Genomic DNA, 15,942 nt, shown 5'->3' on the forward strand with positions numbered 1-15,942 from the left:
ATCCACCCCATAAACCCGGGGCGGCTATAACGACTTTTTCACTATCGATTCACACGCTGACAACAGCATCAGGCTCAAACTCCACGCCGCTGCGTTTTCTGAACATTTCACCGACCAAGGAACTGCCATGGTTTCGACTACCGTCCGCCCCGCCTCTCGCCCTCTGAACTTCTGGGTGTGCCTCGGCGTTCCCGCCATCGCGGCGATCGCTCTGGTGCTGCTCGAACTGACGTCCCTGGACATGGACCTGGCCAAGCTGTTCTATGACCCGGTCGCGGGGGATTTCATCGGGCGGCACAGTTACTTCCTGGAAAACATCTTGCATGACCGCGCCAAGCAGGTGGTCATCGCCTTCTCAGTGTTGGCCATCTTCGGTTTCATCGCCTCCTTTTTCATGGACAGTCTCAAACCGATCAAACGGGAACTGGGCTGCCTGGTGCTGTCTCTGGCGCTGGCGACCTCCTTTGTCACGCCAGTCAAAGCGGTGACGGCCGTTCAATGCCCGTGGAGCCTTGAGCAGTTCGGCGGTCACGAAACCTATAGCGAGTTGCTCAGCCCTCGCCCGCACACCGACAAACCAGGCCGCTGCTGGCCCGGCGGTCATGCGGCGACCGGTTTCACACTGTTTGCGCTGTTCTTTGTCCTGCGTGACCGTCGTCCGCGTCTGGCGCGCAAGGCGTTTGTGTTCGCTTTCGCGTTAGGCACGGTGTTTTCCATCGGCCGGATGATGCAGGGCGCACACTTCTTTTCGCACAACGTGTGGACGGCGATTTTCTGCTGGCTGATTTGTCTGGGGGCGTATTACTACATCCTTTATCGGCCGGCCTCGAAGGCTGAGCGAGAGTCCAAAGCAGAACCGGTCAGCGCCTGAAACACAGATCAAAAGGTGGGAGCGGGCTTGCTCGCGAAGGCGGCGTTTCAGTCACTGATGATGTTGACTGATACGGCCCCTTCGCGAGCAGGCTCGCTCCTACAATGGATCGAGGTGACCCTCGAAATCCGGGCAATAAAAAGCCCCGCCTGCTTATCGCAGGCGGGGCTTTTTATAGGGGTAAGGCTGGCTTACATCATGCCGCCCATGCCGCCCATACCGCCCATGTCTGGCATGCCGCCGCCAGCTGGACCGTCTTCCTTGATCTCAGCGATCATGGCTTCGGTGGTGATCATCAGGCTGGCAATCGACGAAGCCGCTTGCAGAGCCGAACGAGTCACTTTAGCCGGGTCCAGGATACCCATTTCGATCATGTCGCCGTATTCGCCGGTAGCAGCGTTGTAACCGTAGTTACCCGAACCCTGCTTGACCTTGTCGACCACTACGCTTGGCTCGTCGCCGGAGTTGGCAACGATCTGGCGCAGTGGCGCTTCAACAGCGCGACGCAGCAACTGGATGCCAACGTTCTGGTCATCGTTGTCGCCTTTCAGCTCGGAGATAGCCTGCAGAGCGCGAACCAGTGCCACGCCGCCGCCAGGTACCACGCCTTCTTCAACGGCTGCACGGGTAGCGTGCAGGGCGTCTTCAACGCGGGCTTTCTTCTCTTTCATTTCAACTTCGGAACCAGCGCCAACCTTGATCACTGCAACGCCGCCGGACAGTTTGGCCAGACGCTCTTGCAGTTTTTCACGGTCGTAGTCGGACGAAGTGTCAGCCACTTGCTGACGGATCTGCAGAACGCGAGCCTGGATGTCAGCCTCAACGCCGGCACCGTCGATCACGGTGGTGTTTTCTTTGGACAGGATCACGCGCTTGGCATTACCCAGGTGTTCCAGGGTAGTGCTTTCCAGGCTCAGACCGATCTCTTCGGAGATGACGGTACCGCCAGTCAGAACAGCGATGTCCTGCAGCATGGCCTTGCGACGGTCGCCGAAGCCTGGAGCCTTGACGGCTGCGACTTTAACGATGCCACGCATGTTGTTCACAACCAGAGTCGCCAGGGCTTCGCCTTCAACGTCTTCGGCAACGATCAGCAGTGGACGGCCGGCTTTGGCAACGGCTTCCAGTACTGGCAGCATTTCGCGGATGTTCGAGATCTTTTTGTCGACCAGCAGGATCAGCGGACCGTCCAGCTCGGCAGTCATGGTCTCTGGCTTGTTGACGAAGTACGGGGACAGGTAACCACGGTCGAACTGCATGCCTTCAACAACCGACAGTTCGTTTTCCAGGCCCGAGCCTTCTTCAACGGTGATCACGCCTTCTTTGCCGACTTTTTCCATGGCTTCGGCAATGATGTCGCCGATGGAGCTGTCGGAGTTGGCCGAGATGGTGCCGACCTGAGCGATGGCCTTGGTGTCAGCGCAAGGCTTGGACAGGGCTTTCAGCTCTTTGACGATAGCGATGGTCGCTTTGTCGATGCCGCGCTTGAGGTCCATCGGGTTCATGCCGGCAGCGACGGCTTTCAGGCCTTCGTTGACGATCGATTGAGCCAGAACGGTAGCGGTGGTGGTGCCGTCGCCTGCGTCATCGTTGGCACGGGAGGCAACGTCTTTGACCAGCTGCGCGCCCATGTTTGCGAAACGATCTTTCAGTTCGATTTCTTTGGCAACGGACACGCCGTCCTTGGTGATGGTCGGAGCGCCGAAGCTCTTCTCGATGATCACGTTACGGCCTTTAGGGCCCAGGGTCGCTTTTACTGCGTCAGCCAGGACGTTAACGCCCTCAAGCATTTTCTTACGGGCGGAATCGCCGAATTTAACTTCTTTAGCAGCCATGATCGATATTCCTTAAATACTTTGTAGTAACGGGAAAATGAGCGGGGAATCAGCCTTCGACAACAGCGAGAATCTCGTTCTCAGCCATTACCACCAGGTCTTCGCCGTCGACTTTCACAGTGTTGCTGCCGGAGTACGGGCCGAACACAACCTTGTCGCCCACTTTCACGGACAGTGCACGCACTTCACCGTTGTCCAGCACTTTGCCTGGGCCTACAGCGAGGACTTCACCCTGGTTTGGCTTTTCAGCAGCCGAACCTGGCAGGACGATACCGCCAGCGGTTTTCTTTTCTTCTTCGCTGCGACGGATAACGACGCGGTCATGCAGAGGACGAAGCTTCATTGTCGATCTCTCCTAATTGTGGTTTTCATCGGCCGGTGTATTCCCGGCGGGTTTAACAAATCCGGCGGTGCCGGGTGCGGTTCGTCGAGCGAACCGCGGAAGTCTGTCTGGCGCAATCACCAGAAACCTTGCGGTGACCGTTACATAAGGGCGCATAAGCTTATTACAAGGGTGAGGAAGCAAATTTTTTCAGGTTGCTGCCCCACAAACGAACACGGCACCCGAGGGTGCCGTGCCAGTGTTGCGGTTTACTTGGTATCGCGGTGTTCGAACTCGCCTTCGATCACGTTCGGCTCACGGCCCAGCGGCTCGCGGGTCGCAGGGCCGCCACGTGGCTGTAGGTCGTCGGCGAATGCACGCTGACGGATTGCAGCCTCTTCGGCACGCTGGCGCATTTTATTGGCCAACAGTCGACGAGAGATCGGCAGCAACATGATCAGACCCAGCACGTCAGTGACGAAGCCCGGCAGGATCAACAGACCGCCCGCCAGCGCCAGCATCAAACCTTCGAGCATGGTCTGGGCCGGCAACTCGCCGCGGTTCAGGCTTTCACGAGCACGCAATGCGGTTGCCAGACCAGCGATACGCAGCACGAACACGCCGAGCATCGAGCCGAGAATGACCAGCAGCAGGGCCGGGAAAAACCCGATCGCCCCACTTACCTTGACGAATACGAACAGCTCCAACACCGGAAACAGTACAAAGAGCAACAAAAAAGGGCGCATCAAATGGTTCCTCAACGCAAGAATGCCTTGCCAGTCTTCCCTAGATGACGTCGCCGATTCGTGAATTCAAGCGTCGGCCACTTCATTTTTCGGCCAATGTTCGGCGTGAGCCAGGAAAACCAAGGCTTCGCGCACTTGTGTCGGCGTATTACACGGCGCTTGAAACGGTAACCAATAGACCCCTTGGCCAATGCGCAAGTGCATGCCTTCGGTGTCGATACCCGCCAGTTGCGCCGGCTCGGTTTTCGGCAGGCCCGCCAGTTCGACATAGTGGGCGATGGCTTTGGCGTGATCGGCATTCATGTGCTCGACCATGCTTGCTTCGGCTTTTCCGGCGAACGGGTTGGCCAGGGTCAATTGATCGACCCAGTGAATCGCACCGAAACCGCCGATGTAGCGATGACGTACCGGTTTGAGCACCCAAAAATCGAAATCGTGGGCCTTGTGGTAGCTCTGTGAATCCGGGAAATAGCGGTAGTAACGCTCAGCCGCCGCTTCGATGGCGGCCTCGTCCTCGAGCTTTTCTGCTTCGGCGAGGTAGGTCAGGCGACCAACGGCTTGCACGTCTTCGGCCCCGCGCTCGCCCACAAACAGTGAGCATTTTGGATCTTTCTGCAGGTTGTGGGTGTGCTGGGCGATACGGCTGATAAGGATCAGCGGCCGGCCCTGTTCGTCCAGACAGTAGGGAACCACGGAGCCAAACGGGAAACCGGGCATCGCCTTGGAGTGTGTCGAGAGCACTCCACGGTATTCCTTGAGAAGCAATTCTCGGGCATTCTTGGCCGCTTCAACGCTCAATTTATGACTCCTTATATAGAATCCGTCAAAAAAACGGACAGGCGCCTGGGGATAAGTTCCAGTCCGCCATCGGGGCAGTTCTCATGTGCAACCAGGCCGTATCAGGTGCAGATCGAGAGGCTACTCTCTAAAAGGAAACCACTCCCTCTGACCTGCTATTGGGGCATGCGAATGCAACTCACCGACAAAGTAATCATTATCACTGGCGGTTGCCAAGGTTTAGGCCGCTCGATGGCCGAGTATTTAGCCGGTAAAGGCGCGAAGCTGGCGCTGGTTGACCTGAACCAGGAAAAGCTCGACGACGCCGTCGCCGCTTGCAAGGCTAAAGGTGTCGAGGCTCGCTCTTATCTGTGCAATGTCGCCAATGAAGAGCAAGTGACGCACATGGTCGCCCAGGTGGCCGAAGACTTCGGCGCGATCCATGGCCTGATCAATAACGCCGGGATCCTGCGCGACGGCTTGCTGATCAAGGTCAAGGACGGCGAGATGACCAAGATGAGCCTGGCCCAGTGGCAGTCGGTCATCGACGTCAACCTGACCGGCGTATTCCTGTGCACCCGTGAAGTCGCGGCCAAAATGATCGAGCTGAACAACAGCGGCGCGATCATTAATATCTCGTCGATCTCCCGCGCTGGCAACGCCGGCCAGACCAACTACTCCGCCGCCAAGGCCGGTGTCGCTGCGGCGACCGTGACCTGGGCCAAGGAATTGGCACGCTATGGCATTCGCGTGGCAGCCATTGCACCGGGCTTTATCGAAACCGAAATGACGCTGAGCATGAAGCCTGAAGCGCTGGAGAAGATAACGTCCGTGATTCCACTCAAGCGCATGGGCACGCCTGAAGAGATCGCCCATTCGGCGGCGTACATTTTCGAGAACGACTACTACAACGGTCGGATTATGGAGCTGGATGGCGGGTTGCGGATTTAAAGCAAGATCAAAAGATCGCGGCCTCGCTTCGCTCGACAGCTCCTACATGAATTGGCTTACACCTGTAGGAGCTGCGAGGCCGCGATCTTTTTTCAGCGAATCAATCGTCGCTGATGGTGATGTTCGGCATCGCTGGCGATACCGCTTCCTGCAACACGATCCGCGCGCCGACATGGCGGGCCAGTTCCTGGTAAACCATCGCAATCGGGCTGTCAGGCTCGGCGATCACCGTTGGCTTGCCGCCATCGGCCTGTTCGCGGATGGCCATCGCCAGCGGCAACGAAGCCAGCAGCTCGACGCCGTACTGGCTGGCCAGCTTCACACCGCCGCCCTCACCGAACAGATGCTCGGCATGCCCACAGTTGGAGCAGATGTGCACGGCCATGTTTTCCACCACGCCCAGCACCGGGATGTTGACCTTGCGGAACATCTCCACGCCCTTGCGCGCGTCCAGCAATGCCAGATCTTGCGGCGTGGTAACGATCACCGCGCCGGCCACCGGGACTTTCTGCGCCAGGGTCAGCTGGATGTCACCGGTGCCTGGCGGCATGTCGATGACCAGGTAATCCAGGTCGCCCCAGGCTGTTTGCGTGACCAGTTGCAACAAGGCGCCGGAAACCATCGGCCCGCGCCAGACCATCGGCGTGTTGTCATCCGTCAGGAACGCCATGGACATGACTTCGACACCATGGGACTCGATCGGAATAAACCACTTCTGATCCTTGACCTTGGGTCGGGTGCCTTCGGGGATGCCAAACATGATGCCCTGGCTCGGACCGTAAATGTCCGCGTCGAGGATCCCGACCTTGGCGCCTTCGCGGGCCAGGGCCAGGGCCAGGTTGGCGGCAGTGGTGGATTTGCCCACACCACCCTTGCCGGACGCCACGGCCACCACGTTCTTGACGTTGGCCAGCCCCGGGATCTGCGCTTGAGCCTTGTGCGCGGCGATCACGCTGGTGATGTCAACGCGAGCGCTCGTCACGCCGTCCAGGCCTTCGATGGCCATTTGCAGCATCTGTGACCAGCCACTCTTGAACAGACCGGCGGCGTAACCCAGCTCCAGCTGGACGCTGACGCGATCACCCTGAATGTCGATGCCGCGTACGCACCCGGCGCTGACCGGGTCCTGGTTCAGATAAGGGTCGGTGTATTGGCGAAGGACGGCTTCCACCGCTTCGCGATTGACGGCGCTCATGGGCAACTCCGATAGCAAGACTGGAAAATCAGGCGGGTATCCTACGCCGGACACACATTTGTGGCGAGGGAGCTTGCTCCCGCTCGACTGCGCAGCAGTCGCAATAGGGCTGATCCGGTTTGTCTGACAGATCGGCATCGCCGGGTTTGGGGCGGCTTCGCCACCCAGCGGGAGCAAGCTCCCTCGCCACAGTTTTTTGCGATCGCCGCATTTGGATACAGGCACACGGGGTGAAAAATATGCGCTGGCGCTTTATAGTGGCCGACCTCCGTTTCATCAAGTAGCCGAGCCCCATGTCCGAGCCACGCAAGATCCTCGTCACCAGCGCCCTGCCCTATGCCAATGGTTCGATCCATCTTGGCCACATGCTGGAATATATCCAGACCGATATGTGGGTGCGCTTCCAGAAGCACCGCGGCAATCAATGCATTTATGTCTGCGCCGACGACGCCCACGGTTCGGCCATCATGCTGCGCGCGGAAAAGGAAGGCATCACCCCGGAACAACTGATCGCCAACGTCCAGGCTGAACACAGCGCCGACTTTGCCGAGTTCCTGGTGGACTTCGACAACTTCCACTCCACTCACGCCGAAGAAAACCGTGAGCTGTCGAGCCAGATCTACCTGAAGCTGCGCGACGCCGGGCACATCGCCCAGCGTTCGATCACTCAGTACTTCGACCCGGAAAAGAAAATGTTCCTGGCCGACCGCTTCATCAAGGGCACCTGCCCGAAATGCGGCACCGAAGACCAGTACGGCGACAACTGCGAAAAATGCGGTGCGACCTACGCACCGACCGACCTGAAGGATCCGAAGTCGGCGATCTCTGGCGCCACCCCGGTGCTCAAGGATTCCCAGCACTTCTTCTTCAAGCTGCCGGACTTCCAGGAAATGCTGCAAGCATGGACCCGCAGCGGCACCCTGCAAGAAGCCGTGGCGAACAAAATCGCCGAATGGCTGGATGCCGGCCTGCAACAATGGGACATCTCCCGCGATGCGCCGTACTTCGGTTTCGAAATCCCTGACGAGCCAGGCAAATACTTCTACGTCTGGCTGGACGCGCCGATCGGCTACATGGCCAGCTTCAAGAACCTCTGCGACCGCACGCCGGAATTGGATTTCGACGCGTTCTGGGGCAAGGATTCCACCGCAGAGCTGTACCATTTCATCGGCAAGGACATCGTCAACTTCCACGCCCTGTTCTGGCCAGCCATGCTCGAAGGCGCCGGTTTCCGTAAACCGACCGGCATCAACGTACACGGCTACCTGACCGTCAACGGTCAGAAAATGTCCAAATCCCGCGGTACCTTCATCAAGGCCCGGACCTATCTCGACCACCTGTCGCCGGAATACCTGCGCTACTACTACGCGGCGAAGCTGAGCCGTGGCGTCGATGACCTGGACCTGAACCTCGAAGACTTCGTGCAGAAGGTCAACTCCGACCTGGTCGGCAAAGTCGTCAACATCGCCAGCCGCTGCGCCGGTTTCATCCATAAAGGCAACGCCGGCGTGCTGGTAGCGGGAAATGCCGCGCCGGAACTGACCGAAGCGTTCCTCGCCGCAGCGCCGAGCATCGCCGAAGCCTACGAGGCTCGCGACTTCGCCCGTGCCATGCGCGAGATCATGGGCCTGGCCGACCGCGCCAACGCCTGGATCGCCGACAAGGCGCCGTGGTCGCTGAACAAACAGGAAGGCAAGCAGGACGAAGTCCAGGCCATCTGCGCCCTGGGCGTCAACCTGTTCCGCCAGCTGGTGATCTTCCTCAAGCCGGTGCTGCCGCTGCTGGCCGCCGATGCCGAGGCGTTCCTCAACGTCGCCCCGCTGACCTGGAACGACCACGCCACCTTGCTCAGCAACCATCAGCTGAACGAGTTCAAACCGTTGATGACCCGTATCGACCCGGTAAAAGTGCAAGCCATGAGCGACGCCTCGAAAGAAGACCTGACCGCCAGCGCTACCGACACCGGCGACGCTGCACCTGCCGGCAACGGCGAACTGGCCAAGGATCCGCTGTCGCCGGAAATCGATTTCGATGCCTTTGCCGCTGTCGACCTGCGCGTCGCCCTGATCCTCAAGGCCGAACATGTGGAAGGTGCCGACAAACTGCTGCGCCTGACCCTGGACATCGGTGACGAGCAACGCAACGTGTTCTCCGGGATCAAGAGCGCTTATCCGGACCCGTCCAAGCTCAATGGTCGTCTGACCATGATGATCGCCAACCTCAAGCCACGGAAAATGAAGTTCGGTATCTCCGAAGGCATGGTGATGGCAGCCGGCCCTGGCGGTGAAGAAATCTACCTGCTCAGCCCTGACAGCGGCGCCAAGCCAGGTCAGCGCATCAAGTAAGGCTCTGCAGTAAACCGATCCCACAGTCGTGCCTGGCGCGACTGTGGGATTTTCATGCCTGGCCCACCCTCCGTCCTTGCCGGATAATGCCTAAGCTTTTTAGACCGCTCCGTTAAAAAGCCCCGTTCTTGCCGGCACGATCATGACCGAAATTGTTCTTACGCTTATCAGCACTGCCCTGATCAACAACCTCGTGTTGCACTGGCCGCTGGGCGTCGATCCGCTGTTGGGCAATGAGCACCGGCAGGTCCACGCGCTGGGCCTTGCAACGACTTGCTTGATGTTGATTGTCGGCATAGCGGGCTACTCGGCCTATCGTTGGATGCTGGTCCCGCTGGAGCTGACGTCGCTGCGCCTTTTCGTGTTCCTGCCATTAAGCGTTCTGCTGATTGGCCCGCTGCTGAAAGTGCTTTCCCGATTACTTCCAAAGCTTGCGTTCGATGGCCTCTGGCCCCTGCTGCTGGGCAATGCTGGCGTACTCGGGCTGACGCTGCTCAACGCTCAGGACGACAAAGGCTTCTTCTACGCCATGGCCCTGAGCCTGGGTGCCGGCCTGGGTTTCTGGCTGGTACTGAGCCTGTTCAGCGACTTGCGCCAACGCACCATCGAAAATGATATCCCCCTGCCCTTTCGCGGCCTGCCCATCGACCTGATCGGCGCCGGATTGATTGCAGTGGCCTTTCTCGGATTCAGCGGGCTGATCAAAACATGAGTCTGATTCAACGCATCGACGCCCTCTTACCGCAGACCCAATGCGGCAAGTGCGGCCACCCCGGATGCAAACCGTACGCCGAAGGCATTGCCAGCGGCGAACCGATCAACAAATGCCCACCGGGCGGCAGCGAGACCATCGCGGCCCTGGCCGAGCTGTTGAAAGTGCCGGTGCTGGAACTGGACGTCAGTCGCGGTTCGGCCCCGGCGCAAATCGCCTACATCCGTGAGGCCGAGTGCATTGGTTGCACCAAGTGCATCCAGGCCTGCCCGGTGGATGCCATTGTCGGCGCGGCGAAATTGATGCACACGGTGATCGTCGACGAATGCACCGGTTGCGACCTGTGCGTAGCGCCCTGCCCGGTGGATTGCATCGAGATGCGGCCGTTGCCGCTGGACACGGTGCTGCCGATTGTCGGCGGCCTGGCGTTCAGCCTTGAGGAACAACGCGCCCGAGCGGCCAAGCGCAATCACGCGCGACGCCGATTTGAACAGCGCAACGATCGCCTGCATCGCGAAGAACAACAGAAAATCGCCGAACGTCAGGCCCGCGCCCAGCGCGCCGTGCAGCAAAGCGAAGTGGCGACGCTCGATCCGGTTCAGGCCGCTCTTGAGCGAGTCCGTGCACAGAAGGCAGCGAATGCGGATACGGCGCTGAAAAAGGCCAAGATCGATCTGGCGATGAGTCGGGCGCAACTGAACAAGTCACTCAAGGCGTTCGGGCATCCGCCGACCTTCGAACAGCAGTCGCAACTGATCGTCCTGCAACAGCAGTTCGAGGCGGCCGAACAGGCGTTGGCAAAACTGGAAAGTACTGCACCGCCAGCCGCGGCCCCCGTCGTTCCGGCGAAAAATGCGCAGCTGAATCGGGCCAAGATCCAGTTGGCCATGCGTCGCGCCGAACTCAAGAAAGCTCAAGCCAACGAAGCGCCGACTGAGCAGATCGAAGCCCTGGAACTGGCGGTGAATGAAGCCGAGCGTCAGGTGGATGCCTATGCCGCCCCTTGAGTCGGTCGACGAACGCCTCCAGCAAGCCATGAAGCTGGTATTGCTGGCCACCGTGCCGGGGATGCTGGTGTTTTTCTGGCTGTATGGCTGGGGCGTGTTGATCAACCTGATGCTGACGGGTGTTACCGCACTGGCCGTCGAAGCGACCGTATTGCGCTTGCGCAAGCTTGCGCTGAAGCCGACCTTGAGCGACGGCAGTGCGCTGGTCAGCGCGACGCTGCTGGCGCTGGCCTTGCCGCCTTATTGCCCGTGGTGGCTGACGGTCTGTGCCGCGGCGTTCGCGATGGTGTTCGGCAAACACCTGTATGGCGGCGTTGGCAAGAACCCGTTCAACCCGGCAATGCTGGGCTTCGCCCTGGTGCTGGTGACTTTTCCCCAACAGATGACCCATTGGCCGTCATCCCATGGGCTGGACCTGATCGGCGGCTTGCAGCAGGTGTTCGGATTCAGCCTCGGGCAGACGCCAGACGCCTGGGTCCAGGCCACGGCGCTGGACAGCCTGCGGATCAACAAAAGCCTGACCATGGACGAACTGTTTGCCGCCAACCCGGCGTTCGGCCACTTCGGCGGCCGAGGCATGGAATGGGTCAACCTGGCCTTTCTGGCGGGCGGTGCGTTTCTGCTGCAACGACGGGTGTTCAGTTGGCATGCGCCGGTCGGCATGCTGGCCAGCCTGTTCGTCATCAGCCTGCTGTGCTGGAACGGCTCGGGCTCCGACTCCCATGGTTCGCCGCTGTTTCATCTGCTCACTGGCGCGAGCATGCTGGGTGCATTCTTCATCGTCACGGAACCGGTGTCCGGCGCAAAGAGCCCCGGCGCGCGACTGCTGTTCGGCGCGGGCGTCGGGCTACTGACGTACTTGATTCGTACCTGGGGAGGTTATCCGGACGGCGTCGCCTTCGCCGTACTGTTGATGAACCTCTGTGTGCCGGCGCTGGAGCGGTTTGCCGCCTCCAGACTGGAACGGGGTACGCCATGAGCCGAGCGTCGAGCGTTGTGATCCTGGTGGTGCTGGCAGGCCTGGGCATTGGCGCGACTTACCTCGTGCAGCACACCAGCGCGCCGCGCATTGCGGCCGAACAGCGCCTGATCGACAGTCGTAACCTGCTGGACCTGCTTCCGGCTGAAAGCTACGACAATCAGCCGCTGGAACAGCCACTCGCCCTCGAAAATACTGGGCTGGCCAACAGCACGTTGCTAGGTGGCTACCAGGCGACCAAGACTGGCCAACCCAGTGCCGTGTTACTGCGCAGCCAGACCCTGGGTTACGAGGGTTCCATCGAATTGCTGATCGCCATCGGCGCCAACGGCAAGGTGCTGGGCGTCAAAACGCTCAAGCAATCGGAGACGCCGGGGCTGGGCGGTCGACTCGCCGACTGGCCCAATGCCTGGCTTCAGGCTTTTTCCGGAAAGTCCCGAACCGAACCCGCCGACAATGGCTGGGCCTTGAAAAAGGATCAGGGGCAATTCGATCAAATGGCGGGGGCGACCATTACTTCGAGAGCAGTCATCAACGCCATCCATGACGCGTTGCGCTACTTCGATGAACACCAGCAACAGTTGATCGGGAGCAGCGCTCATGAATAAGTCATCGACTCTGCAGAATTCACTGATGCTTGCGCCGCTGATCGGTGCCACGGATTCATTGGTGTCCGCTCTGGGTTTGTGGCTGATGTTCATCGTGGTGATCAGTGCCTTTGGCGTGAGCATGGGCGCGTTGCGATCCCGACTTGTCCCGGCGACACATCTGCTTGCCAGCGTCCTGCTGGCGGCCACGCTGACCAGCTGCGCGGAGCTCGCCGCGCAAGTCTGGTCGCTGCAATGGCACCAACATGTGGGGTTCTATGCAGGATTGACCGCCTTGCAATGCGTTGTGCTGGAACACACCGGTTTTCTCCAGAGTGCCTGGCGTGATCGCCTGCGCCTGTGTGGCCTGTTCGGCGCGATGATGGCGGGCCTTGGCGGGCTGCGCGAATTCATCGGCAACGGAACATTCGGCAGCCATCTGCCATGGCTGGCTGGCACCGCGAAAGCGGACTGGCAAGGCTGGGTACTGACCGCCGACGGTGGCTTGCACCTGGCCACCCTGGCCCCAGGTGGATTCATTCTGCTGGGACTGCTGATCGCCGCACGTCAGGCCTGGACCCGCTCGACGCACTCTCACTGACCGCCTTCGAGGAAACGCACTGCCCATGAATGCCGCAAAACGCCTGGAAATTTTTCGCCGGTTTCACGAAGACAACCCGGAACCGAAAACCGAACTGGCCTACTCCTCGCCGTTCGAGTTACTGATCTCCGTGATTCTCTCGGCGCAGTCGACCGATGTCGGTGTCAACAAGGCCACCGCCAAGCTCTACCCGGTAGCGAATACACCGGCGGCAATTTATGCCTTGGGTGTCGAGGGACTGTCGGAATACATCAAGACCATCGGCCTGTTTAACAGCAAAGCGAAAAACGTGATCGAAACCTGTCGCTTGCTGATGGAACGTCATGGAGGCGAAGTGCCGCAAACCCGTGAAGAACTGGAAGCGTTACCCGGCGTCGGCCGCAAAACTGCCAACGTGGTGCTCAACACCGCATTCCGCCAGCTGACCATGGCCGTGGACACGCATATTTTCCGGGTCAGCAATCGTACCGGCATAGCGCCAGGCAAAAATGTGGTCGAGGTTGAGCAAAAACTCATGAAGTTCGTGCCGAAGGAATATCTGCTCGACTCCCATCACTGGCTGATCCTTCACGGACGCTACGTTTGCCTTGCCCGCAAGCCTCGCTGCGGCAGTTGCCGGATCGAAGACTTATGCGAATACAAGCACAAGACATCGGACGATTGAGGCGCTATTAAGATTTTCGATTTACCGATTGAAAAAATCTTTTTTACCCGCAGGGAGATTATCGATATAAGGAGCGCCAAAGGCAGTCTTAGCCTGGAGTAATGCTATGAGCACTGGCAAAGAGCAATTGGACGTAGAAGACGACTTCACCCCTGTTGAGACAGATGATGCTGAACCGGTGGTTGAAGTGGCGAAGACCAACCTGAGCAAACGCCGTACCATCGACAATCTGCTGGAGGAGCGCCGACTGCAAAAGCAATTGGCCGATTACGACTTTGATCTATGACACCTAAAAGCCTCCCGAAACGGAGGCTTTTTACTAAGTGCCGACCCCTGATCCCCCCCGCTCATCGCGCCTTGTCAAACGCTGAGGCATTCACACCAGACCATTGCGTTGAGCCAATTCGATCAGGTCGACCAAGGAGCGAGCATTGAGCTTCAACAACAGACGAGTCTTGTAAGTACTAACGGTCTTGTTGCTGAGGAACATTCCATCGGCGATCTCCTTGTTGGTCTTGCCTCGGGCCAATTGTTGCAAGACCATCATCTCCCGCCCCGACAGTCGATCCACCATATCGGCTTCACTGGCGTTCCCCAAACTGGAACGTACGGTATGCAAGGCTTGATTCGGAAAGTAACTGTAGCCTGACAATACCGCCTTAATTGCACTGAGCAACTCAGTGAGATCCTGTTGTTTACAGACATACCCTGCGGCACCAGATTGCATGCAACGCATGGAAAAATGCCCAGGCGCCTGGGAAGTTAATATCAGTACTTTCATGGGCATTGCTGTCGATGTCAGACGCGCAATGACTTCCAGTCCATCAAGTTTCGGTATTCCAATGTCCAGGATGACAATATCCGGCATATGCTCACGGGCAAGTTGCAACGCATCCACGCCATTATCTGTCTCTGCAATAACTTCGTAGCCGTGACGCTCCATTAGCATACGTACCGCAAGACGAATGACGGGGTGATCATCCACGATCAGCACTTTATTCATGGGCAAGTCCAATTTTCGCTGTTCGAATTTTTAGAGCCCGCACGATAGCCTAGTCGTTTCACCCATGGCATGCCGCCCCCCTCGGCCACCCACACCGAGAGACATTCCCTACAGACATTAAAGAATAATCTTACAAAATCCCCAAAAATACCGTGAGGGTAAAAACTTTATCAACCTGAAAACATTTCGATTATCCCCAGTTTTTTTGTTTCTATTTAAAACCAGAAAACCAATAACAGGGTTCATCGCAAGACGATCCAACGAATACCGACTATTGAGCTACCCTTAAAAGTAACCGATATTTACCACTTGAAACCCCACACCACAAACACCGAACATCAAGAATGTAATAAAAAATCACACCAGGCAACACTTCAATAAAAAACTCAACCCAACATCCCCTAAAACCCAACAACAGAGGTACCCGCCGCATGCTCAATACCGTTACTATCAAACCTTCGCATTCAACAACTTAAAAGGAGAACTACAGCAACACAAACACCGACCACTTAGTTATTAAAATGAAAACCAAAAACATCAATCAACCGAGATAAGACACTATTCCAATGAGCAAAAAACATGATCAAACTAAAGAAAAAAATCTTCAACCCCATGACAGTTATTGCCATATTTGCCGCTATTTCTGAAACATCAGCCGCCGTCTCACTGCCCTTTCTCGACAATAAGGAGCGGGAGCTTTATGTCTGGTTCCTGATCAGTTTCCCTTTTTATTTGCTTTTTCTTTTCTTCGCCACACTCAACTTCAACTACCGGTCGCTGTACGCGCCATCCGATTTCGGCAAGGGAAAGCATTTTATAAAAGTGATGGACAACGCTGAACGCGGTCAGCGGCCCGACAACCTGAAGGCCCCTCCCCTCCGGATCGGTATTCAGACGGGCCTCTCGGCTCTACAGCACGTTTGCCTGGCCGAGCCGCTAAAAAACCTGCACATCGTCGATGCGCGGTGGCTAAACAAGAAAATGGAATTCGGTGCCTGGATTGAAAAAAACCGGCACCCGCAGGGAAGCCCGGCAAAAGTGATCGTATTTCTCACCTGTACCGATTCGGAGGCATTACTGAAGGAGAGCGCGAGCAAGCAACCAAAACAGGCAAAAAATCGCAGCGGACCAACGCTTTGCATTGCTTACAATTTGAATTCACACGGTCTGACGATTCTTGATCACTCTTTTTACCTGACACGCAGCAGGTAACGCTTGAAGAGCATTCAGAGAGAGGAAACAGAAGGAAGGTATTGCAGATACAAAAAGAGCGCTGATAAAACGATGTCCGGCAGGAAAACTCCCCCTATTCAAAATTGTGGCCTTGTCACCGACAAGGCCACAACT

At 57.8% G+C, this 15,942-nt stretch carries 17 protein-coding genes; 11 read left to right on the plus strand and 6 right to left on the minus strand.

The genetic code is table 11. From position 1 onward, the window contains the following. The first annotated feature begins 127 nt into the window (after positions 1-127). Positions 128-871 carry a phosphatase PAP2 family protein gene (locus ABH912_RS14295; protein ID WP_429510957.1) on the plus strand — a complete coding sequence of 248 codons (744 nt, stop codon included), beginning with the start codon at positions 128-130 and terminating at the stop codon, positions 869-871. A gap of 191 nt (positions 872-1,062) precedes the next feature. On the opposite strand, the gene groL is transcribed toward ABH912_RS14295, so the two are convergent. The 4 genes from groL to ABH912_RS14315 form a co-directional block, all read right to left on the minus strand. Beyond that, positions 1,063-2,706 carry a chaperonin GroEL gene (gene groL, locus ABH912_RS14300; protein WP_033057493.1) on the minus strand — a complete coding sequence of 548 codons (1,644 nt, stop codon included), beginning with the start codon at positions 2,704-2,706 and terminating at the stop codon, positions 1,063-1,065. A 49-nt stretch (positions 2,707-2,755) separates the two neighbouring features. Continuing rightward, positions 2,756-3,049 carry a co-chaperone GroES gene (locus ABH912_RS14305; protein WP_033057492.1) on the minus strand — a complete coding sequence of 98 codons (294 nt, stop codon included), beginning with the start codon at positions 3,047-3,049 and terminating at the stop codon, positions 2,756-2,758. 248 nt (positions 3,050-3,297) lie between these two features. Beyond that, positions 3,298-3,774 carry an FxsA family protein gene (locus ABH912_RS14310; protein WP_429510958.1) on the minus strand — a complete coding sequence of 159 codons (477 nt, stop codon included), beginning with the start codon at positions 3,772-3,774 and terminating at the stop codon, positions 3,298-3,300. Between the two features lie 66 nt (positions 3,775-3,840). After that, complete coding sequence (locus ABH912_RS14315) at positions 3,841-4,572, minus strand: HugZ family protein (protein WP_429510959.1); 732 nt, start codon at positions 4,570-4,572, stop codon at positions 3,841-3,843. Positions 4,573-4,743: 171 nt separating this feature from the next. Between ABH912_RS14315 and ABH912_RS14320 the strand changes: the two genes are divergently transcribed. Next, positions 4,744-5,502: an SDR family oxidoreductase gene (locus tag ABH912_RS14320; protein WP_429510960.1), complete on the plus strand. Its 759-nt coding sequence runs from the start codon at positions 4,744-4,746 to the stop codon at positions 5,500-5,502. 100 nt (positions 5,503-5,602) lie between these two features. Here the strand turns inward: ABH912_RS14320 and apbC are convergent, their stop codons facing one another. Continuing rightward, complete coding sequence (apbC, locus tag ABH912_RS14325) at positions 5,603-6,697, minus strand: iron-sulfur cluster carrier protein ApbC (RefSeq protein ID WP_429510961.1); 1,095 nt, start codon at positions 6,695-6,697, stop codon at positions 5,603-5,605. A 293-nt stretch (positions 6,698-6,990) separates the two neighbouring features. Between apbC and metG the strand changes: the two genes are divergently transcribed. The 8 genes from metG (at position 6,991) to ABH912_RS14365 (ending at position 13,878) form a co-directional block, all read left to right on the plus strand. Beyond that, positions 6,991-9,042: a methionine--tRNA ligase gene (gene metG, locus ABH912_RS14330; protein ID WP_429510962.1), complete on the plus strand. Its 2,052-nt coding sequence runs from the start codon at positions 6,991-6,993 to the stop codon at positions 9,040-9,042. Positions 9,043-9,184: 142 nt separating this feature from the next. Further along, positions 9,185-9,754, plus strand: coding sequence for an electron transport complex protein RnfA (locus ABH912_RS14335; RefSeq protein ID WP_429510963.1), 570 nt, complete (start codon positions 9,185-9,187; stop codon positions 9,752-9,754). Further along, complete coding sequence (gene rsxB, locus ABH912_RS14340; protein ID WP_429510964.1) at positions 9,751-10,761, plus strand: electron transport complex subunit RsxB; 1,011 nt, start codon at positions 9,751-9,753, stop codon at positions 10,759-10,761. The genes ABH912_RS14335 and rsxB overlap by 4 nt, the downstream gene beginning before the upstream one ends. After that, positions 10,748-11,740 (plus strand): RnfABCDGE type electron transport complex subunit D, encoded by a 993-nt coding sequence (locus ABH912_RS14345; RefSeq protein WP_429510965.1) that lies wholly within the window; start codon positions 10,748-10,750, stop codon positions 11,738-11,740. Before rsxB ends, ABH912_RS14345 begins: the two co-directional genes overlap by 14 nt. Beyond that, a complete protein-coding gene (locus tag ABH912_RS14350) occupies positions 11,737-12,348 on the plus strand; it encodes an RnfABCDGE type electron transport complex subunit G (protein ID WP_429510966.1) in 612 nt (203 codons plus the stop codon). The genes ABH912_RS14345 and ABH912_RS14350 overlap by 4 nt, the downstream gene beginning before the upstream one ends. Then, positions 12,341-12,928, plus strand: coding sequence for an Rnf-Nqr domain containing protein (locus tag ABH912_RS14355; protein ID WP_429510967.1), 588 nt, complete (start codon positions 12,341-12,343; stop codon positions 12,926-12,928). The genes ABH912_RS14350 and ABH912_RS14355 overlap by 8 nt, the downstream gene beginning before the upstream one ends. A gap of 25 nt (positions 12,929-12,953) precedes the next feature. After that, the gene (nth, locus tag ABH912_RS14360; protein WP_033057477.1) at positions 12,954-13,592 is read left to right on the plus strand and encodes an endonuclease III; all 639 of its coding nucleotides are present in this window, start codon (positions 12,954-12,956) and stop codon (positions 13,590-13,592) included. A gap of 106 nt (positions 13,593-13,698) precedes the next feature. Further along, the gene (locus ABH912_RS14365) at positions 13,699-13,878 is read left to right on the plus strand and encodes a PA3496 family putative envelope integrity protein (RefSeq protein ID WP_010457665.1); all 180 of its coding nucleotides are present in this window, start codon (positions 13,699-13,701) and stop codon (positions 13,876-13,878) included. Positions 13,879-13,968: 90 nt separating this feature from the next. On the opposite strand, the gene ABH912_RS14370 is transcribed toward ABH912_RS14365, so the two are convergent. Next, a complete protein-coding gene (locus ABH912_RS14370) occupies positions 13,969-14,595 on the minus strand; it encodes a response regulator transcription factor (protein WP_008155570.1) in 627 nt (208 codons plus the stop codon). A gap of 579 nt (positions 14,596-15,174) precedes the next feature. Here ABH912_RS14370 and ABH912_RS14375 point away from each other — a divergent pair. Further along, complete coding sequence (locus ABH912_RS14375; protein ID WP_429510968.1) at positions 15,175-15,807, plus strand: hypothetical protein; 633 nt, start codon at positions 15,175-15,177, stop codon at positions 15,805-15,807. The last annotated feature ends 135 nt before the right edge of the window (positions 15,808-15,942 follow it).

It is taken from the genome of Pseudomonas sp. BT76 TE3572, assembly GCF_050435365.1.
GTDB classification, from domain to species: domain Bacteria; phylum Pseudomonadota; class Gammaproteobacteria; order Pseudomonadales; family Pseudomonadaceae; genus Aquipseudomonas; species Aquipseudomonas fluorescens_W.